Here is a 21,131-nt window from a genome sequence, read left to right as displayed (position 1 = left end):
AGTAGGACGTCGCCAAGCAAAAACCTAAGTCGATTCGACTTAGGTTTTTTTGTGTTTATTTTTATGTATCACCTGTTAAAATTCATAAATTTAGTAATCTTAAAGAATGAAAATGAGGCTATTTAAAGTACTAGCAATGATTTTTTATTTTCTAGGTTTTCCGAGTGTTCCTAAAATAATCTCTATGATAGGAAACGTTATTTCTACCACAAGTATATATTTTAAAAAGTGGGATGATATAAATAAGTATTCAATCATTACAGCAATGACTGCGATAAAAAGGAAGACAATAATGAAAATAGTGTAGTTCGTTTTTTCATTATTGTCTTCCTTATAAATAAAATGAATATAAACGATATGCTTTATATTAAAGCATACGAAATAAGTATACAAACCGTTATGTGTACAATAGATCTCTAGAAATATATATTCTAATTTCTTATCCTTCTTGCATATAGTTACAATTATTCTTTTGAATATAACTAAAACACGAACGTTATTGGTGAGTAATAAAAAAACATTCGATTATTTGTTGACATTGTTTATGAAATATTGTTAATATAGCCATAGAAAGAATAATATATAAGACCTCATATAATCGCGGGGATATGGCCTGCAAGTCTCTACCTAACGACCGTTATTCGTTAGACTATGAGGGAAAGTCACTCGGTATTTTTCTATTCACAAGGGATACGTATGCCTGAGTAGAGCGCTTTCTCTCATAGTAAAAGAGAAACTGTTCTATTTCAGGCTTTTTTTATTTGAATCGGGGGGATTCTAATATGAAATCACTAGTTGGAGTCATAATGGGAAGCACGTCAGACTGGGAAACAATGAAATATGCTTGTGACATTTTAGATGAATTAAATATACCGTATGAGAAAAAAGTTGTATCTGCTCATCGGACTCCGGATTATATGTTTGAATATGCAGAGACGGCTCGTGAACGTGGGTTGAAAGTTATTATTGCTGGAGCTGGTGGAGCAGCGCATTTACCAGGAATGGTTGCAGCGAAGACGAATCTTCCTGTAATTGGAGTTCCAGTTCAATCAAAAGCGTTAAACGGCTTAGATTCATTATTATCCATCGTCCAAATGCCAGGAGGGGTTCCAGTTGCAACTGTTGCAATTGGTAAGGCTGGTTCAACAAATGCTGGTTTACTTGCTGCACAAATACTTGGATCATTCCATGATGATATACATGATGCATTAGAATTGAGAAGAGAAGCAATTGAAAAAGATGTGCGCGAAGGTAGTGAGCTAGTATGACGAGAATCATTTTACCTGGAAAAACAATCGGCATTATTGGAGGCGGCCAGCTAGGAAGAATGCTGGCATTGGCAGCTAAGGAGATGGGATATAAAATTGCTGTTTTAGATCCTACAAAAAATTCACCATGTGCACAAGTTGCTGATATTGAAATTGTTGCACCATATGACGATTTAAAAGCAATTCAGCATTTAGCGGAGATTAGTGATGTTGTCACATATGAATTTGAGAATATTGATTATAGATGTTTACAATGGCTTGAAAAACATGCTTACTTACCGCAAGGCAGTCAGTTGTTAAGTAAAACACAAAATCGTTTTACAGAAAAGAATGCGATTGAGAAAGCTGGGCTACCAGTAGCAACGTATAGATTAGTTCAAAATCAAGATCAGCTTACTGAAGCAATTACTGAGTTATCATATCCTTCCGTCTTGAAAACGACCACAGGCGGATATGATGGGAAAGGTCAAGTTGTTTTAAGAAGTGAGGCTGACGTTGATAAAGCGCGAGAGCTTGCGAATGCAGCAGAGTGTATTTTAGAGAAATGGGTGCCTTTTGAAAAAGAAGTATCAGTTATTGTGATTCGTAGTGTAAGTGGTGAAACGAAAGTATTTCCGGTAGCGGAAAATATTCATGTAAATAACATTTTGCATGAATCTATCGTTCCAGCTCGCATTACAGAAGAACTTTCTCAAAAAGCAATTGCTTATGCAAAAGTGCTCGCGGATGAACTAGAACTTGTGGGAACACTAGCGGTAGAGATGTTTGCTACAGCTGATGGTGAGATTTACATTAATGAATTGGCACCAAGACCTCACAATTCAGGACACTATACACAGGATGCATGTGAAACGAGTCAATTCGGTCAACATATTCGAGCAATCTGTAATTTGCCTCTTGGAGAAACAAATTTGTTAAAACCAGTTGTCATGGTAAACATTTTAGGCGAACATATAGAAGGGGTCCTAAGACAAGTGAATAGATTAACCGGGTGCTATTTACACTTGTATGGAAAAGAAGAAGCAAAAGCGCAGCGAAAAATGGGGCATGTTAATATTTTAAATGATAATATTGAAGTCGCTCTAGAAAAAGCGAAGAGTTTGCATATTTGGGACCATCAAGAACAACTGTTGGAGGGAAAAAGATGATTAGTCGTTATACACGCCCAGAAATGGGTGCAATTTGGACGGAAGAGAACAAATTTAAAGCGTGGTTAGAAGTTGAGATTTTAGCTTGTGAAGCATGGGCTGAGCTTGGCGATATTCCAAAAGAAGATGTTAAAAAAATTCGTGAGCATGCATCATTTGATATTGATCGTATTTATGAAATTGAAAAAGAGACACGTCATGATGTAGTTGCATTCACTCGTGCTGTATCAGAAACACCAACATTAGGTGAGGAACGTAAATGGGTTCATTACGGTTTAACATCTACAGACGTAGTAGATACAGCGTTATCTTACATCTTAAAACAAGCGAATGAAATCATATTAAAAGACTTAGAAAACTTTGTAAGCATTTTAGCTAACAAAGCGAAAGAGCATAAATACACGATCATGATGGGAAGAACACACGGTGTTCATGCAGAACCAACAACATTTGGTTTAAAACTTGGTCTTTGGTATGAAGAAATGAAACGTAACGTAGAGCGTTTCAAACAAGCTGCTGATACAGTTCGCGTTGGTAAATTATCTGGTGCGGTTGGTACATACGCAAATATCGATCCATTCGTAGAAAAGTATGTTTGTGAAAACTTAGGATTAGAAGCAGCACCAATTTCAACACAAACATTGCAACGTGATCGCCATGCTCATTACATGTCAACACTTGCACTAATCGCAACATCTATTGAAAAGATGGCAGTTGAGATTCGTGGTTTACAAAAGAGTGAAACACGTGAAGTTGAAGAGGCTTTTGCAAAAGGCCAAAAAGGTTCTTCTGCAATGCCACATAAACGTAATCCAATCGGATCAGAAAATATGACTGGTTTAGCTCGTGTTATCCGCGGTTATATGATGACAGCGTATGAGAATGTTCCATTATGGCATGAGCGTGATATTTCTCACTCTTCGGCAGAACGCGTAATTTTACCAGATGCTACAATCGCATTAAATTACATGCTAAATCGCTTTGGTAATATCGTTAAAAACTTAACTGTATACCCAGAGAATATGAAACGCAATATGACAAGAACATACGGCTTAATTTATTCTCAGCGTGTAATGCTTACATTAATCGACAAGGGTATGGTACGTGAAGAAGCTTATGATATCGTACAGCCTAAAGCGATGGAAGCTTGGGAAACACAAGTACAATTTAAAGAGCTTGTAGAAGCTGATGAGCGTATTACGAGCAAGTTATCACAAGAAGAAATTAATGAATGCTTCAACTATGAGCATCATATGCAACACGTTGATACAATCTTTGAACGCCTTGGGTTAAACGAAGCGTAAAATTTCATATGGCACAGAATAGAGTCATTCTGTGCCATTCTTTATAAAAACATTATTCACATTTTTCAAACTACAGGGGGCTTGCGAAATGCAAAAGCTAGAATTGCTGTATGAAGGTAAGGCAAAAAGAATTTATCGTACAGAATCAGCAGATATGGTTTGGGTAGAGTACAAAGATAGTGCGACTGCTTTCAATGGGGAGAAAAAAGAGACGATTACAGGAAAAGGTCGTTTGAACAATGAGATTACAACTTTATTGTTCAGAAAGTTACAAGAAGTAGGAATAAAAACACATTTTGTAGAGAAGTTATCTGAAATAGAGCAACTTGTTAAAAAAGTGAGTATTATTCCTCTAGAAGTTGTCACAAGAAATGTAATTGCAGGAAGTCTTTCAAAACGATTAGGAATGGAAGAGGGAACTGTACTTGCAGAACCAATCGTAGAATTTTACTTCAAAGATGATGATTTAGGAGATCCACTTGTAACGGAAGATCATATTCGTGTATTAAACGTTGCATCACCAGAGCAAGTAAGCGTATTACGAGATATGGCTCTACAAATCAATCAAGTGTTGATTGATCATTTCGCAAGCTGTCGTGTAAGACTAGTAGATTTCAAATTAGAGTTTGGTGTAACAGATGAAGGAGAAATCATTTTAGCAGATGAAATTTCACCAGATACTTGCCGTTTATGGGATGAAACGAGCAATGAAAAATTTGATAAAGACGTATTCCGTCGTGACCTTGGAAATTTAACAGAAGCTTATGAAGAGATTTTAAAACGTTTAGGGGGAATTTCACATGTATAAAGTTAAGGTATATGTAACGTTAAGAGAAAGCGTATTAGATCCACAAGGAACAGCAGTAAAAGGGGCACTTCATAGTCTTTCGTTCACAGAAGTACAAGACGTTCGAATCGGAAAATATATGGAATTAACAATTGATAAATCAGTATCTGACCTTGACGCAAAGGTAAAAGAAATGTGTGAAAAACTATTAACAAACGTTGTAATGGAAGACTTCCGTTATGAAGTTGAGGAGGTTGTCGCACAGTGAAATTTGCAGTCATAGTATTCCCAGGTTCGAACTGTGATGTCGATATGTTCCATGCAATTAAAGATGAGCTTGGTGAAGAAGTAGATTACGTTTGGCACGATAGAGAGAATTTAGATGAATATGATGCAATTTTACTACCTGGTGGATTCTCTTACGGTGACTATTTACGTTGTGGTGCTATTTCCCGCTTTGCTAACGCAATGAAAGCAGTGCAAAAAGCTGCTGAGCAAGGAAAGCCGATTTTAGGTGTATGTAATGGATTCCAGATTCTTGTTGAATCAGGATTACTACCAGGAGCGTTAATGAGAAACGAAAACTTAAAATTTATGTGCCGAACAGTTCAGCTGCGTGTTGAAAATAATGAAACGATGTTTACATCACAATATGAAAAAGATGAAGTAATCAATATTCCAATCGCGCATGGTGAGGGGAATTACTATTGTGATGAAGAGACTCTTAAACAATTAGAAGAGAATAATCAAATCGCATTCCGTTACGTAGAAAATCCGAATGGAAGCGTTTCAGATATTGCTGGTATTGTAAATGAAAAAGGAAATGTACTTGGTATGATGCCACACCCAGAGCGTGCTGTAGATGAATTACTTGGCGGTGCTGAAGGGTTAAAAGTCTTTCAATCTATCTTAAAACAGTGGAGGGAAACATATGTCGTTAATGCTTGAACCAAATCCAACACAAATTAAAGAAGAGCGCATATATGCGGAAATGGGGCTAACAGACGAAGAGTTTGCCATGGTTGAAAAGATTTTAGGCCGTCTGCCAAATTATACAGAAACAGGATTATTCTCTGTTATGTGGTCTGAACATTGCAGTTATAAAAATTCAAAACCAGTACTTCGAAAATTCCCAACAACAGGTGAGCGCGTTCTGCAAGGACCTGGGGAAGGTGCTGGAATTGTAGATATCGGTGATAATCAAGCGGTTGTATTTAAAATGGAAAGTCATAACCATCCTTCTGCTATTGAACCATATCAAGGAGCAGCAACAGGCGTTGGTGGTATTATCCGTGACGTATTCTCTATGGGAGCACGACCGGTAGCTCTATTAAACTCACTTCGCTTCGGTGAATTACAGTCACCACGTGTGAAATATTTATTCGAAGAAGTAGTGGCAGGGATTGCAGGATACGGTAACTGTATCGGCATTCCGACTGTTGGCGGCGAAGTACAGTTTGATCCATGTTATGAAGGAAATCCACTTGTAAATGCAATGTGCGTTGGCTTAATTAATCATGAAGATATTAAAAAGGGGCAAGCGCACGGTGCTGGAAATACAGTAATGTACGTAGGGGCATCAACTGGTCGTGACGGTATTCACGGTGCAACATTCGCATCTGAAGAGTTATCTGAAAGCTCAGAAGCGAAGCGTCCAGCAGTTCAAGTAGGAGATCCATTTATGGAGAAACTTCTTATTGAAGCTTGCTTAGAACTTATTCAGTCGGATGCACTTGTTGGAATTCAAGATATGGGTGCAGCTGGTTTAACATCATCTTCTGCAGAAATGGCAAGTAAAGCAGGTATGGGTATTGAAATGTACTTAGATGATGTACCACAGCGTGAAACAGGAATGACACCATATGAAATGATGCTATCTGAATCACAAGAACGTATGCTAATCGTTGTGAAAAAGGGTAGAGAGCAAGAAATAGTAGATTTATTTGAGAAGTATGGTCTTGCAGCCGTTACGATGGGGAAAGTAACGGAAGACAAAATGCTTCGCTTATTCCATAAAGGTGAAAAGGTAGCTGAAGTTCCAGCAGATGCTCTTGCAGAAGAAGCACCAATTTATCATAAGCCATCAAAAGAAGCAGCATACTTTGCTGAATTCCAGGCAATGAAAATGGAAACACCAAAAGTAGAAAATTATAAAGAAACGTTATTCGCTCTATTACAACAACCGACGATTGCAAGTAAAGAGTGGGTTTATGATCAATATGATTATCAAGTTCGCACAAGCACAGTTGTTACACCAGGTTCAGATGCAGCAGTTGTACGTGTACGCGGTACAGAAAAAGGATTAGCAATGACGACAGATTGTAACTCCCGCTACATTTATTTAGATCCAGAAGTGGGCGGTAAAATTGCAGTAGCAGAGGCAGCACGTAATATCGTATGTTCTGGGGGAGAGCCACTTGCAATTACAGATTGCTTAAACTTCGGTAATCCAGAAAAACCAGAAATCTTCTGGCAAATTGAGAAATCAGTAGATGGTATGAGTGAAGCTTGTCGTACATTACAAACGCCAGTTATCGGCGGAAACGTATCAATGTATAACGAACGTAGTGGTGAAGCTGTATATCCAACACCGACAGTTGGGATGGTTGGACTTGTACACGATTTAAAACATGTAACAACACAAGAGTTTAAGCAAGCTGGCGATTTAGTTTATGTAATTGGAGAGACGAAAGCTGAGTTTGGTGGAAGTGAATTACAGAAAATGATTCACGGCAAAATTTTCGGTCAATCACCAAGCATCGATCTAGATGTAGAATTAAAGCGCCAAAAACAAGTATTAGCAGCAATTCAAGCTGGCCTTGTTCAATCTGCTCATGATGTTGCAGAAGGTGGTTTAGCAGTTGCAATTACTGAAAGTGCAATTGGTGCAAAAGGTTTAGGTGCTACTGTGAAATTAGACGGAGAAGCAACAGCAGCATTATTCGCTGAATCACAATCGCGCTTCGTTATAACTGTAAAACGTGAAAATAAAGAAGCATTCGAGAAAGCGGTAGAAGCAATTCAAGTTGGAGAAGTGACAAATACAAATGAAGTAACAATTCATAATGAAGAAAATGAAGTATTACTTACAGCAAATGTAGATGAAATGAGAAAGGCTTGGAAAGGGGCAATCCCATGCTTGCTGAAATAAAGGGGTTAAATGAAGAATGTGGCGTTTTCGGAATTTGGGGGCATGAAAATGCAGCACAAGTTTCGTACTACGGATTGCATAGTTTACAGCACCGTGGACAAGAAGGCGCAGGCATCGTCGTAAATAATGGTGAGAAAATCGTCGGTCACAAGGGGTTAGGTTTAATATCGGAAGTATTTTCAAGAGGTGAGCTAGAAGGCTTAAACGGAAAATCAGCAATTGGACATGTACGATATGCGACAGCTGGCGGAAGTGAAGTTGCTAACGTTCAACCATTATTATTCCGTTTTTCTGATCATAGTATGGCATTAGCTCATAACGGAAATTTAATTAATGCAAAGATGCTTCGTCGTGAATTAGAGGCAGAGGGAAGTATTTTCCAAACAAGTTCAGATACAGAGGTACTTTTACATCTCATTAAACGTAGTACGAAAGATTCTTTAATTGAAAGTGTAAAAGAGGCTCTAAATAAAGTGAAAGGTGCGTTCGCATATCTTTTACTAACTGGAAATGAAATGATCGTTGCGCTAGACCCGAATGGATTCCGTCCTCTTTCAATTGGAAAGATGGGAGATGCTTACGTTGTAGCATCAGAAACATGTGCTTTCGATGTAGTAGGTGCAACATACATTCGTGATGTAGAACCAGGTGAATTACTTATCATCAATGATGAAGGAATTCATGTAGATCGTTTTACAAATGAAGTAGATCATGCAATTTGTAGTATGGAGTACATTTACTTTGCACGTCCGGATTCTAATATTGCAGGTATTAACGTCCATGCAGCACGTAAAAACATGGGAAAACGTTTGGCGGCAGAAGCTCCTATTGAAGCTGATGTCGTTACTGGTGTACCAGACTCTAGTATTTCAGCGGCAATTGGTTATGCGGAGGCGACAGGAATTCCATATGAGTTAGGATTAATTAAAAATCGTTACGTTGGACGTACGTTTATTCAACCCTCTCAAGAACTGCGTGAGCAAGGGGTTAAGATGAAGCTTTCAGCAGTAAGAGGCGTAGTTGAAGGAAAACGAGTTGTGATGATTGACGATTCTATCGTAAGAGGAACGACGAGTAAACGAATTGTTCGTATGCTTCGCGAGGCTGGAGCGACAGAAGTCCATGTAAGAATTGCTTCACCACCTCTTAAGTATCCATGTTTCTATGGCATTGATATTCAAACGAGAAAAGAATTAATCGCAGCAAATAATTCAATAGAAGAAATCCGTCAAATCATCGGAGCAGATTCTTTAACATTTTTAAGTGAAGATGGATTAGTAGATGCAATTGGACGTCCATATGAAGGGAAATACGGCGGTCTATGTATGGCGTACTTCAATGGAGATTATCCAACAGCTCTTTATGATTATGAGCAAGAGCTTTTAGAAAGTATGAAATAAGAAGAAAAAAGCTTCTACTTCTTTTGATGTAGAAGCTAGCTTCTTTCTTAAAACGGCCGGCCCTGGATAGGGAGAAATTAAAAGACGAGGTGTAAATAACGATGGCGAATGCATATAAGCAAGCAGGAGTAGATATTGAAGCTGGATATGAAGCGGTATCTCGCATGAAAAAACACGTACAAACAACAATGAGAAAAGAAGTACTAGGCGGTCTAGGCGGTTTTGGAGGTATGTTTGATCTATCAAAATTTGCATTAGAAGAACCTGTATTAGTATCTGGAACAGATGGCGTGGGAACGAAATTGATGCTCGCTTTTATGGCAGATAAACATGACACAATAGGTATTGATGCAGTAGCAATGTGTGTAAATGATATTGTTGTCCAAGGAGCAGAGCCGCTTTTCTTCCTTGATTATATTGCTTGTGGTAAAGCTGAACCTAGTAAAATTGAAAACATCGTCAAAGGTATATCAGAGGGCTGTCGCCAAGCTGGTTGTGCATTAATTGGTGGAGAAACAGCTGAAATGCCAGGAATGTATTCTACGGAAGAATACGATTTAGCTGGTTTTACAGTTGGAATTGTTGATAAAAAGAAAATTGTAACAGGTGAAAAAATTGAAGCTGGTCAAGTATTAATTGGCTTAGCATCTAGCGGTATTCATAGTAATGGTTATTCTTTAGTACGAAAAGTATTACTAGAAGATGGAGAACTATCTTTAGATCGCATTTACGGACGCTTAGAACTACCTCTTGGTGAAGAATTATTAAAACCAACGAAAATTTATGTCAAACCTATTTTAGAACTATTGAAGAAATATGAAGTATACGGTATGGCGCATATTACAGGTGGCGGATTCATTGAAAATATTCCACGTATGTTACCAGAAGGAATCGGTGCAGAAATTGAATTAGGATCTTGGAAAATTCAACCGATCTTCAGTTTACTTCAAGAAGTGGGAAAACTAGAAGAGAAAGAAATGTTCAATATTTTTAACATGGGTATTGGTATGGTAGTAGCAGTGAAGGAAGAAGAGGCAAAAGATATTGTTCGTCTTCTTGAAGAGCAAGGAGAAACAGCTCGTATTATTGGACGTACTGTACAAGGGACTGGCGTTACCTTCAATGGGGGCACAGCACTATGAGTAGATTAGCAGTTTTTGCTTCTGGAAGCGGCTCTAACTTTCAATCTCTCATCAATGCGGTGGAAGAAAACAGATTAGACGCAGATATTAGTTTATTAGTATGTGATAAACCAGAAGCACGTGCTGTTGGACGGGCACATTATCATCATATTCCATGTTTCGCTTTTTCAGCGAAAGCATATGAGTCAAAAGAAGCATTTGAAAAAGAAATATTAAAGAAGCTAGAAGAGTATGAAATTGATTATGTTATTTTAGCTGGATATATGCGTTTAATTGGACCGACTCTACTAGAAGCTTACGGCGGGAGGATTATTAATATTCATCCATCGCTATTACCGAGTTTTCCAGGGAAAGATGCTGTTGGTCAAGCGTTAGAAGCAGGTGTGAAAGTAACTGGAGTAACGATTCATTATGTAGATGCAGGTATGGATACAGGGCCAATTATTGCGCAAGAAGCAGTGGTTGTTTCTGAAGGGGATACGAGGGAAAGCTTACAAAAGAAAATTCAACAAGTTGAACATAAATTATACGTAAATACAGTGAATCAAATTGTTCAATCTGTGAAAGAACCAACTGTTAACTAACATACAACCAGGGGTGAAGGATAAATGAAAAAGCGTGCATTAGTAAGTGTTTCAGATAAAACAGGAGTAGTAGAATTTGTTAAAGGTTTACTAGAACAAGGGATCGAAGTTATCTCAACAGGTGGTACGAAAAAATTACTAGAAGAAAATGGCTTACAAGTAATCGGTATTTCTGAAGTAACTGGGTTCCCGGAAATTATGGATGGCCGCGTAAAAACATTACATCCAAACATTCATGGTGGTCTATTAGCAGTTCGCGATAATGAAACGCATGTAGCGCAAATGAATGAGTTAGGTATGCAGCCAATTGATTTTGTTGTTGTTAACTTATACCCATTCAAAGAAACAATCGCTAAGCCTGATGTAACATTTGCTGATGCAATTGAAAATATTGATATCGGTGGTCCAACAATGATTCGCTCTGCTGCGAAAAATCATAAATTTGTATCGGTAATTGTAGATCCAGTAGATTACGATGTTGTATTAGCAGAACTGAAAGAGAACGGTGAAGTAAAAGAAGAAACAAAACGTAAATTAGCAGCGAAAGTATTCCGTCATACAGCGGCATATGATGCGTTAATCTCTAACTACTTAACAGAGCAAATGGGTGAAGAAAGCCCAGAAACATTAACAGTGACATTTGAGAAAAAACAAGATTTACGCTATGGAGAAAATCCACATCAAAAAGCAACCTTCTATAAAGCACCGTTCGCTGTAACTTCTTCTGTTGCATACGCAGAACAATTACACGGTAAGGAATTATCTTACAACAATATTAACGATGCAGATGCAGCACTTAGTATTGTAAAAGAATTTACAGAGCCAGCAGTAGTAGCAGTAAAACATATGAATCCATGTGGTGTTGGAGTGGGTACTGATATTCATGAAGCATACACACGCGCTTATGAAGCCGACCCAGTATCAATCTTTGGTGGAATTATTGCAGCAAATCGTGAAATTGATAAAGCTACAGCAGAAAAGTTACACGAAATTTTCTTAGAAATCATTATTGCACCTTCTTTCTCAAAAGAAGCTTTAGAAGTATTGCAAAGTAAGAAAAACTTACGTCTACTAACTGTAAATATTGAAAAAGCGACAAGTGCAAGCAAAAAACTAACTTCTGTACAAGGTGGTCTTCTCGTTCAAGAGGAAGATACGTTATCATTAGATGAAAGTACAATTTCAATTCCGACAAAACGTGAACCATCAGAGCAAGAGTGGAAAGATTTAAAACTAGCTTGGAAAGTTGTAAAACATGTGAAATCAAACGCAATTGTTTTAGCGAATGATAATATGACAGTTGGTGTAGGTGCGGGACAGATGAACCGTGTAGGTTCTGCAAAAATCGCAATTACACAAGCTGGCGAAAAAGCACAAGGTAGCGCACTTGCATCTGATGCTTTCTTCCCAATGCCAGATACAGTAGAAGAAGCAGCAAGAGCAGGGATTACAGCAATCATTCAACCAGGCGGATCAATCCGTGACGAAGATTCTATTAAAGTGGCGGATAAGTATGGGATTACGATGGTGTTCACTGGCGTACGTCATTTCAAACATTAATAGAGGATGTTTAAAAGGTCCGGTCAAGATAACTGTCGCATGTCGTCGTTGCATTGCCAGTGCGGTACTCATGTAGGAAGACTACACTCCGTGTCCTCCTGGCGAATGCGCCTCGACCTGCTCGGTTCTCTTGATCCTCTCTTTTAAACTTTTATTGATATGGATGTTTAAAAGGTCCGGTCAAGATAACTGTCGCATGTCGTCGTTGCATTGCCAGTGCGGTACTCATGTAGGAAAGCTACATTCCGTGTCCTCCTGTCAAATGCGCCTCGACCTGCTCGGTTCTCTTGATCCTCTCTTTTAAACTTTTATTGATATGGATGTTTAAAAGGTCCGGTCAAGATAACTGTCGCATGTCGTCGTTGCATTGCCAGTGCGGTACTCATGTAGGAAAGCTACATTCCGTGTCCTCCTGTCAAATGCGCCTCGACTTGCTCGGTTCTCTTGATCCTCCTTTTTAACCTTTGATTGATATGAAAACAAACTAGGAGCAGAGCTTCTAGTTTGTACTTATTTAAGTATTGGGGGATGAAATATGAATGTTTTAGTAATTGGCCGCGGTGGGCGTGAGCATGCTTTAGCTTGGAAGTTTGCGCAATCTGAAAAGGTGGAAAAGGTATATGTAGCACCTGGTAATGAAGGTATGCGCGATGTTGCAACACCAGTTGATATTGATGAAAATGATTTTGACGCATTAGTTTTATTTGCTAAAGAGAATAATGTTGAATTAACTTTCGTTGGACCAGAAATTCCGCTTATGAATGGAATTGTTGATCGCTTTAAAGAAGAGGGACTTCGTGTGTTTGGCCCAAATAAAGCGGCTGCTGTTATTGAAGGTAGTAAGGCTTTTACGAAAGAATTGATGAAAAAATATGATATTCCAACTGCGGCATATGAAACTTTTACAGACTATGAAGAAGCAGTACAGTATATTCAAAAAGTTGGTGCGCCAATCGTTATTAAAGCTGACGGCCTAGCTGCTGGTAAAGGTGTAACGGTAGCAATGACGCTTGAAGAGGCATTACAAGCTGTGAAAGAGATGCTACAAGATGTGAAGTTCGGCGAAGCGAGCAAGAAGGTCGTTATTGAAGAGTTTTTAGATGGACAAGAATTTTCATTAATGGCATTTGTAAATGGAACAACTGTGCATCCGATGGTAATTGCGCAAGATCATAAACGAGCTTTTGATGGTGATAAAGGTCCAAATACAGGCGGAATGGGTGCGTATTCTCCAGTACCACAAATTCCAGAATCAGCAGTTCAAGAGGCAATAAAAATGGTATTACATCCAACTGCCAAGGCGATGATTGCAGAAAACCGTTCGTTTACAGGAATTTTATATGCGGGACTTATTTTAACAAATGATGGCCCAAAGGTAATTGAATTTAATGCACGCTTTGGTGATCCTGAAACGGAAGTAGTATTACCTCGCTTAGAAAATGATTTAGTTGATGTATGTAACGCTGTATTAGATGAAAGTGAATTAACGTTACAGTGGTCAGAGGAAGCGGTAATTGGTGTTGTACTTGCTTCGAAAGGGTATCCGGAAGCATATAAAAAAGGTGAAATTATTAACGGATTAGACACATTGCGAGATGTAATTGTTTTCCATTCAGGTACAGCGATGAAGCACGGTGACTTTGTAACAAATGGTGGCCGTGTACTATTTGTTGCTTGTAAGGCGGACAGTTTACAAGCAGCGAAAGATAAGGTGTATAAAGCAATTGGTAAAATTGAGAGTGATGGTCTATTTTACCGAAGTGATATAGGATATCGTGCAATTGGTCATGAGATGACGAGAAGCTAATATGTAAAAATCCCGCTGATTTCTCAGCGGGATTTTTTATGCGTCTTTATCTTTTTTCAATTTTCCTTTTTGCTTTGCCATTTCTCGAAGTAAATACTCGATGTGTGCATTGACGCTACGAAACTCATCATTCGCCCATTTTTCGATGACTGCGTGTAATTCAGGATCAATACGTAATGGAAAGCTTTTCTTTTTAGCCATAATGATTTACAACCTTTTAATATAGGCTTCCTGTATTAATAACTGGTTGCGCACCTTTATCTGAAACGATGGCAACTAATAAGTTGTTCACCATATTTGCTTTACGCTCGTCATCTAATTCAAGTACGCCTTCCTCATCTAACATATGGATTGAATCTTTCGCCATCTTCACAGCACCTTCAACAATCTCTTTTCTAGCAGCTAATACTGCTTTTGCTTGTTGACGTTGTAGCATTGCATGGGCAATTTCTGTTGCGTAAGCTAAATGTGTTAAACGAGTTTCTAATACTTCTACGCCAGCGATTTCAAGGCGCGCTTCTAACTCACGTTTTAATTCTTCAGAGATTTCTTCAGTGTTTCCGCGTAACGTGATGCAAGTTTCATCTTGGAAATTGTCATAAGGATATTTTGTTGCGACGTGGCGGATTGCTGTTTCACTTTGAATTTCTACAAATCGATCGTAATGTTCAACACCGAACATTGCTTTTGCAGAATCAACAACTTTATATACGATAACGGCTGCAATTTCAATTGGATTTCCCTCAACATCGTTTACTTTTAACTTCTTACTATTAAAGTTTTCAACACGTAACGATACAGTTTGACGGAATGCGAATGGAATTGTTAAAAATAAACCGTTTTGACGAATTGTTCCTAAATAATTACCGAAAAACGTAATGACTTTTGCTTGGTTTGGTTGAACAATACCGATACCTGTAGCAAGAACTGCGGCTAAAATAATAGTTAATGCCGCTCCTATGAAAATTTCTTGTACAAGGAAAAATACACCGATAGCGGCTAAAATTAAAATCCCGATAATACCGAGAAAACCATTTACATAAAAAACTTGTTTTTCTTTCATATGATCGCCTCCTGATATATAAATGATATCACTTTTATATCATTTTATGCAAGGGCTTTACACCTAATTTTCTGAAATTAATGATTAAGTATCTCTTATGTATATTTTGAGGTTTGAAACGAGAATGTACGTTCTGTTTTATGGTAAAATAAAGAAGACTTAACCGCCCACTGCAGCAGCTAAGTCCCTTTGAGAGCATCTTGCATCATGACAAATGATTCAAAGCGGTTTTGCCAGGATTATATCTTCAATTGCTGACTCAATCTCTTTGTCAGAAGTGTCATAACTTCCATTTGACTTTGGCTTGTCGTGATTGGAAGTTTGGTTCACTTCTTCTTTAGCATGTCCCTTTTCAGCGACATTCATGCTAGGCATTTTAAATGCCCCCATATTCATGTATTTTCCGAATTTCCACATTTCAACAACAGGGCAGAAACGAACAATTCCCTCTGCAATTTTCATTGCACCAATCCATAGCAAGACGTTAGACCAAGTGCACCACGGCTTGCGTACAAGTTTAGCGCTACTACAGCCGAAGAGGATAAGTCCGAGCGTAATTCGAATTAGGGCATTTATTGTACCGATGTTTTGCTTCATTAGAAAAACACTCCTTTTTATGAAAGTTGAAATAGATAATACTATTTCTCTTATTAGTATCCCTTGTGATTTTTGGGATATGTAATCCAACATTTGACGTTGAAAAAGATGTTGGAATGTGCGTGTGTGTAAGTAGCTTTTTTTGTTATAATGAAAGAATGCACAAAAGGAAATTCAAAGTTAAATCCTCTCGTTTGAAAAACTATGGAAGAGGGAATTCCAAACTTAATTCTCCGTTTTAAACAAATATTTAAGATGAAGTTAAAAAAATCCTGATGAAAATAAACTGTTATTTTGAACAGAAATATATATAACTAGAGAAAAGAAAGGGTGTTTTCATGTACGATATTTCCGGGTGGAAACATGTATTTAAGCTTGATCCAAATAAGGAGTTAAGTGACGAACATTTAGAAATGATTTGTGAGTCTGGAACAGATGCTGTTATCGTAGGCGGAAGTGATGGAGTTACAATTGATAATGTATTACACATGCTAGTTAGCATTCGTAGATATGCAGTTCCTTGTGTGTTAGAGGTTTCTGATGTGGAAGCAATTACACCAGGATTTGATTTTTATTATATCCCAAGCGTTTTAAATAGCCGAAAGGTAGAATGGGTAACAGGTGTTCATCATGAGGCTTTGAAAGAATTTGGGGATATTATGGACTGGGACGAAATTTTCATGGAAGGGTATTGTGTTTTAAATCCGGAAGCGAAAGTAGCTCAGCTTACAGATGCGAAATGTGATGTAACAGAAGATGATGTAATTGCATACGCGCGTTTAGCAGACAAGCTATTACGTTTACCGATATTTTATTTAGAATATAGCGGTACGTATGGAGACGTTGAACTTGTTAAAAATGTAAAAGCAGAATTAAAACAAGCGAAGTTATATTATGGCGGCGGTATTTCTAATGCTGAACAAGCGAAGGAAATGGCACAATACGCTGATACAGTAGTTGTTGGAAATATTATTTATGATGATATAAAATCCGCGTTAAAAACAGTTAAAGCAGTAAAAGGAGAGTAGGTGCAGGCGTATATGAGTAAGACAGATAAGTTATTAAATGGTTTAAATCCGCAGCAACAAAAAGCAGTACAAACAACGAACGGACCACTTCTATTAATGGCAGGTGCAGGTAGTGGTAAAACACGTGTGTTAACACATCGTATTGCGTATTTACTTGGTGAAAAAGGTGTAGCGCCATGGAATATACTAGCTATTACCTTTACAAATAAAGCGGCGCGTGAAATGCGCGAGCGTATTGATACACTTGTCGGACCAGAAGCAGAAGATATTTGGATTTCTACGTTCCACTCTATGTGTGTACGTATTTTACGACGTGATATCGATCGTATTGGTATTAATCGTAACTTTACAATCTTAGATTCAGGCGATCAGTTAACTGTAGTCAAAAAAATTATGAAAGAGCGCAATATTGATCCGAAGAAATTTGAGCCACGCTCTATTTTAGCTGGTATTAGTAATGCGAAAAATGAATTGTTATCTGCAGATAAATATGCGAAAAAAATTACCATCGCTGATCCATATGAAAAATTAACGAGCGATGTATATACAGAATATCAAAAACGTCTTCTGAAAAATAACTCATTAGACTTTGATGATTTAATTATGACAACGATTCAGCTATTTGAACGTGTTCCAGAAGTACTAGAGTTTTATCAGCGTAAGTTCCAATATATTCATGTGGATGAGTATCAAGATACGAACAAAGCACAGTACCTTCTTGTAAAGCATTTAGCAGCACGTTTTAAAAATTTATGTGTTGTAGGTGACTCAGATCAGTCTATTTACCGCTGGCGCGGGGCTGACATTTCTAACATTTTGTCATTCGAAAAAGACTATGAGAATGCGCAAGTTATTCTGTTAGAACAAAACTATCGTTCGTCACAAAATATTTTAAATGCAGCGAATGCTGTTATTGAAAAAAATTCAAACCGTAAACCGAAAAAATTATGGACAGACAATCAAGTTGGAAGCAAAATCTCATATTACCGTGCTGCGACGGAAAAAGACGAAGCATATTTTGTTGCGAAAAAAATTCGTGACGATATTCAAATGGGAAAACGAAAATATACTGATTTTGCAGTGTTATATCGTACAAATGCGCAGTCTCGTATGGTCGAGGAGATTTTCCTGAAATCTAATATTCCTTACAAAATTGTCGGCGGTACGAAGTTCTACGATCGTAAAGAGATTAAAGACATTTTGGCGTATTTACGTTTAATTGGGAATCCAGATGATGAGATTAGTTTCGCACGTATTATTAACATGCCAAAGCGCGGAATTGGTGCGACTTCTATCGATAAAATTATTAATTATGGTGTACAAAATGGAATTTCATTAACTGCTGTATTCGATGAGATTGAGCATGTTGGAGTAAGTGCAAAAATTACAAAGGCAGTAAAAGAATTCGCAGGTTTATTACACAACTGGGTAAATATGCAAGAGTATTTATCTGTTACAGAATTGGTAGAAGAAGTTATTGAAAAAACAGGCTATCGCGATATGTTGAAAAACGAGCGTACTTTAGAAGCAGAAGGTCGTTTAGAGAACTTAGATGAGTTTTTATCTGTTACGCAAACATTTGAATCTCAAAGCGAAGATAAGAGCCTTGTTGCATTCTTAACAGACTTAGCGCTTGTTGCTGATATTGATCGTGTCGATGAAGATCCAACTGCTGGTGAGGAAGTTATTTTAATGACGATGCACTCAGCGAAAGGATTAGAATTCCCAGTTGTCTTTATTGTTGGTTTAGAGGAAGGAATATTCCCGCATACTCGTTCTCTAATGGAAGAAGATGAAATGCAGGAAGAGCGTCGCCTTGCTTATGTAGGTATTACTCGTGCAGAAGAAGAGTTATATTTATCTAACGCACAAATGCGTACTTTATTTGGTAGAACAAGTATGAACGCTGCCTCTCGATTTATTACAGAAATTCCGGCAGAGCTAGTAGAATCGTTAAATGAAACAGCGCCAAAGCGTGAAACTTCGTTTGGTGCAAAAGGAAGAACGACAAGTACAAGTAGAATTACAACTACAACCACAACACGCTCTCGTTCAGCTTTCGCGCGTCCTGCAGCTAAGACGACAGGTGGCGAGCAAATTGGCTGGGCAGTAGGCGATAAAGCTTCCCACCAAAAATGGGGAGTCGGTACAGTTGTCAGTGTAAAAGGTGAAGGTGATGCAAAAGAATTAGATATTGCGTTCCCAAGCCCGATTGGTGTTAAACGTTTGTTAGCAAAATTTGCACCTGTGACGAAACAATAGGAAAGGAATGAGGGTATGTCAAAAGAGATAGCAAAACAACGTATAGAAGAACTGCGTGATTTGTTAAATACATTTAACTATCAGTATCACGTATTAGACAATCCTTCTGTTTCTGATGCGGAGTATGACCGTAATATGCAGGAGCTTATAAAATTAGAAGCAGAGAATCCAGAGTTTATGAGTGAAGACTCCCCCTCCATTCGCGTTGGGGGAACGGTTCTTGATATATTTGAAAAAGTAACACATAAGTCACCGATGTTAAGTTTAGGGAATGCATTTAACGAAGGAGATTTACGTGATTTCGACCGACGAGTACGCCAAGGAATTGATGATGCGAATGTAAGATATATATGCGAATTAAAAATTGACGGACTTGCTGTTTCACTTCATTATGAAAAAGGACGCTTCATTCAAGGGGCAACGCGTGGTGATGGTGTAACAGGGGAAGATATTACCCGAAATTTAAAAACAATTAAAGCGATCCCGCTCCGTTTAAATGAAGAAGTAACGTTAGAAGCACGAGGCGAAGCTTATATGCCGAAGCGTTCATTCGTTAAGTTAAATGAAGAAAAAGAGCAAAATGGTGAAGATGTATTTGCGAATCCGCGTAACGCGGCAGCAGGTTCAATACGCCAACTTGATCCAAAAATTGCAGCGAAACGTAACTTATCTATGTTTGTGTACGGTCTTGCGAATGTAGAAGAAAAAACAATTCCATCACATAGTGAATCGCTTGATTTCTTAGGTGAACTTGGATTCAAAACAAATCCAAATCGTCGTACATGTGAAACAATCGAAGAAGTTATAGCTTATGTAGAAGAATGGCAAGAAAAACGTCCGCATCTTGATTATGAGATTGATGGAATCGTTATAAAAGTAGATGATGTTGCTCTTCAAGAAAGTTTAGGAACTACAGCAAAGAGTCCAAGATGGGCGATTGCTTATAAATTCCCGGCTGAAGAAGTTGTAACAAGATTAACAGGCATTGAATTAAGTGTTGGTCGCACAGGGGTTGTAACACCGACTGCAGAGCTAGAGGCAGTGCGAGTGGCTGGTACTATCGTTCGTCGTGCCTCTTTACATAACGAAGATTTAATTCGTGAAAAAGACATTCGAATTGGTGACTATGTTGTTGTGAAGAAGGCCGGAGATATTATTCCTGAAGTTGTGAACGTTATTTTTGATAAGCGTACTGGTGAGGAAGAAGAATATCATATGCCAACGCATTGCCCAGCATGTGAGAGTGAACTAGTTCGTTTAGAAGAAGAGGTAGCACTTCGCTGTATAAATCCAACTTGTCCGGCTCAAATTCGAGAAGGATTAATCCATTTCGTTTCAAGAAATGCAATGAATATTGATGGACTTGGAGAACGTGTCATTACACAACTCTTTGATGCTGATTATATTCGTACATTCGCTGATTTATATTCGTTGACGAAAGAGCAATTATTACAGCTAGAACGATTCGGTGAAAAATCAGCAACGAATTTAGTACAAGCAATTGAGAATTCTAAAGAAAACTCATTAGAACGATTATTATTTGGTCTTGGTATTCGCCATGTTGGAGCGAAAGCAGCACGTACATTTGCAGAGCATTTCGAAACGATGGATGCGCTTGTGAAAGCAACGGAAGAAGAACTAAAAGCAATTAATGAAATTGGTGAAAAAATGGCTCAATCCGTCGTGACGTATTTTGATAATGAAGACGTATTAGAGCTATTACAACAATTTAAAGAGTATGGCGTGAATATGGCATACAAAGGCATAAAAATTGCTGATTTACAAAATGTTGAGTCGTACTTCGCAGGAAAAACTGTCGTTTTAACAGGGAAATTAGAAGTTATGGGACGTAGTGAAGCGAAGAAAAAGATTGAGGCATTAGGTGGAAAAGTAACAGGAAGTGTTAGTAAAAGTACGGATTTAGTTGTTGCAGGTGAAGCAGCAGGTTCGAAATTAGCACAAGCAGAGAAGCATAATGTTGAGGTTTGGAATGAAGAGAGGTTCTTACAAGAGCTAAATAAGTAAGAGGT

At 38.1% G+C, this 21,131-nt stretch carries 18 protein-coding genes and 1 riboswitch; of the genes, 15 read left to right on the top strand and 3 right to left on the bottom strand.

What is annotated here, in order from left to right:
- The first annotated feature begins 570 nt into the window (after positions 1 to 570).
- Positions 571 to 672, top strand: a riboswitch (purine riboswitch).
- Between the two features lie 110 nt (positions 673 to 782).
- The 12 genes from purE to purD all read left to right on the top strand — a co-directional run bounded on the left by purE (position 783) and on the right by purD (position 14,151).
- The gene (gene purE / locus DN394_RS12390; RefSeq protein WP_000839367.1) at positions 783 to 1,268 is read left to right on the top strand and encodes a 5-(carboxyamino)imidazole ribonucleotide mutase; all 486 of its coding nucleotides are present in this window, start codon (positions 783 to 785) and stop codon (positions 1,266 to 1,268) included.
- Positions 1,265 to 2,416 (top strand): 5-(carboxyamino)imidazole ribonucleotide synthase, encoded by a 1,152-nt coding sequence (gene purK, locus DN394_RS12385; protein ID WP_060486862.1) that lies wholly within the window; start codon positions 1,265 to 1,267, stop codon positions 2,414 to 2,416. The genes purE and purK overlap by 4 nt, the downstream gene beginning before the upstream one ends.
- On the top strand, positions 2,413 to 3,720 hold the full coding sequence (gene purB, locus DN394_RS12380; RefSeq protein WP_000625686.1) for an adenylosuccinate lyase: 1,308 nt from the start codon (positions 2,413 to 2,415) through the stop codon (positions 3,718 to 3,720). The genes purK and purB overlap by 4 nt, the downstream gene beginning before the upstream one ends.
- Positions 3,721 to 3,808: 88 nt before the next feature.
- Entirely contained in the window at positions 3,809 to 4,528 is a 720-nt protein-coding gene (purC, locus tag DN394_RS12375; RefSeq protein ID WP_097994436.1) for a phosphoribosylaminoimidazolesuccinocarboxamide synthase, read from the top strand.
- Entirely contained in the window at positions 4,521 to 4,775 is a 255-nt protein-coding gene (gene purS / locus DN394_RS12370; RefSeq protein ID WP_000278821.1) for a phosphoribosylformylglycinamidine synthase subunit PurS, read from the top strand. Before purC ends, purS begins: the two co-directional genes overlap by 8 nt.
- Positions 4,772 to 5,455 (top strand): phosphoribosylformylglycinamidine synthase subunit PurQ, encoded by a 684-nt coding sequence (purQ, locus tag DN394_RS12365; RefSeq protein WP_000666772.1) that lies wholly within the window; start codon positions 4,772 to 4,774, stop codon positions 5,453 to 5,455. The genes purS and purQ overlap by 4 nt, the downstream gene beginning before the upstream one ends.
- Positions 5,439 to 7,658 (top strand): phosphoribosylformylglycinamidine synthase II, encoded by a 2,220-nt coding sequence (gene purL, locus DN394_RS12360; RefSeq protein WP_048529437.1) that lies wholly within the window; start codon positions 5,439 to 5,441, stop codon positions 7,656 to 7,658. The genes purQ and purL overlap by 17 nt, the downstream gene beginning before the upstream one ends.
- The gene (purF, locus tag DN394_RS12355; RefSeq protein ID WP_000879030.1) at positions 7,643 to 9,058 is read left to right on the top strand and encodes an amidophosphoribosyltransferase; all 1,416 of its coding nucleotides are present in this window, start codon (positions 7,643 to 7,645) and stop codon (positions 9,056 to 9,058) included. The genes purL and purF overlap by 16 nt, the downstream gene beginning before the upstream one ends.
- Before the next feature lie 101 nt (positions 9,059 to 9,159).
- Positions 9,160 to 10,200, top strand: coding sequence for a phosphoribosylformylglycinamidine cyclo-ligase (purM, locus tag DN394_RS12350; protein WP_001262447.1), 1,041 nt, complete (start codon positions 9,160 to 9,162; stop codon positions 10,198 to 10,200).
- Positions 10,197 to 10,784 carry a phosphoribosylglycinamide formyltransferase gene (gene purN, locus DN394_RS12345; RefSeq protein ID WP_000088568.1) on the top strand — a complete coding sequence of 196 codons (588 nt, stop codon included), beginning with the start codon at positions 10,197 to 10,199 and terminating at the stop codon, positions 10,782 to 10,784. Before purM ends, purN begins: the two co-directional genes overlap by 4 nt.
- A 24-nt stretch (positions 10,785 to 10,808) precedes the next feature.
- Positions 10,809 to 12,344 (top strand): bifunctional phosphoribosylaminoimidazolecarboxamide formyltransferase/IMP cyclohydrolase, encoded by a 1,536-nt coding sequence (gene purH / locus DN394_RS12340; protein WP_000745430.1) that lies wholly within the window; start codon positions 10,809 to 10,811, stop codon positions 12,342 to 12,344.
- 535 nt (positions 12,345 to 12,879) lie between these two features.
- On the top strand, positions 12,880 to 14,151 hold the full coding sequence (purD, locus tag DN394_RS12335; protein WP_046958903.1) for a phosphoribosylamine--glycine ligase: 1,272 nt from the start codon (positions 12,880 to 12,882) through the stop codon (positions 14,149 to 14,151).
- A gap of 36 nt (positions 14,152 to 14,187) precedes the next feature.
- Here purD and DN394_RS12330 read toward each other — a convergent pair whose 3' ends face one another.
- The 3 genes from DN394_RS12330 to DN394_RS12320 form a co-directional block, all read right to left on the bottom strand.
- Positions 14,188 to 14,352: a type II toxin-antitoxin system antitoxin gene (locus tag DN394_RS12330; RefSeq protein ID WP_001085171.1), complete on the bottom strand. Its 165-nt coding sequence runs from the start codon at positions 14,350 to 14,352 to the stop codon at positions 14,188 to 14,190.
- A 16-nt stretch (positions 14,353 to 14,368) separates the two neighbouring features.
- Positions 14,369 to 15,214: an SPFH domain-containing protein gene (locus DN394_RS12325; protein ID WP_000660687.1), complete on the bottom strand. Its 846-nt coding sequence runs from the start codon at positions 15,212 to 15,214 to the stop codon at positions 14,369 to 14,371.
- Between the two features lie 219 nt (positions 15,215 to 15,433).
- Entirely contained in the window at positions 15,434 to 15,811 is a 378-nt protein-coding gene (locus DN394_RS12320; protein WP_000812334.1) for a YgaP family membrane protein, read from the bottom strand.
- Positions 15,812 to 16,149: 338 nt separating this feature from the next.
- Between DN394_RS12320 and pcrB the strand changes: the two genes are divergently transcribed.
- From pcrB to ligA, 3 genes are read left to right on the top strand one after another with little or no spacing between them, the layout of a single operon-like run.
- On the top strand, positions 16,150 to 16,839 hold the full coding sequence (pcrB, locus tag DN394_RS12315) for a heptaprenylglyceryl phosphate synthase (RefSeq protein ID WP_000272092.1): 690 nt from the start codon (positions 16,150 to 16,152) through the stop codon (positions 16,837 to 16,839).
- Positions 16,840 to 16,851: 12 nt separating this feature from the next.
- The gene (gene pcrA, locus DN394_RS12310) at positions 16,852 to 19,101 is read left to right on the top strand and encodes a DNA helicase PcrA (protein ID WP_149293835.1); all 2,250 of its coding nucleotides are present in this window, start codon (positions 16,852 to 16,854) and stop codon (positions 19,099 to 19,101) included.
- Between the two features lie 15 nt (positions 19,102 to 19,116).
- Positions 19,117 to 21,126 (top strand): NAD-dependent DNA ligase LigA, encoded by a 2,010-nt coding sequence (ligA, locus tag DN394_RS12305; protein ID WP_149293834.1) that lies wholly within the window; start codon positions 19,117 to 19,119, stop codon positions 21,124 to 21,126.
- Positions 21,127 to 21,131 lie beyond the last annotated feature (5 nt).

The organism is Bacillus sp. BB081, from assembly GCF_008368895.1.
GTDB classification, from domain to species: Bacteria; Bacillota; Bacilli; order Bacillales; family Bacillaceae_G; genus Bacillus_A; species Bacillus_A wiedmannii.
Note: the sequence above shows the minus strand (reverse complement) of the source record. Positions and strands in the feature narration are given on the sequence as shown.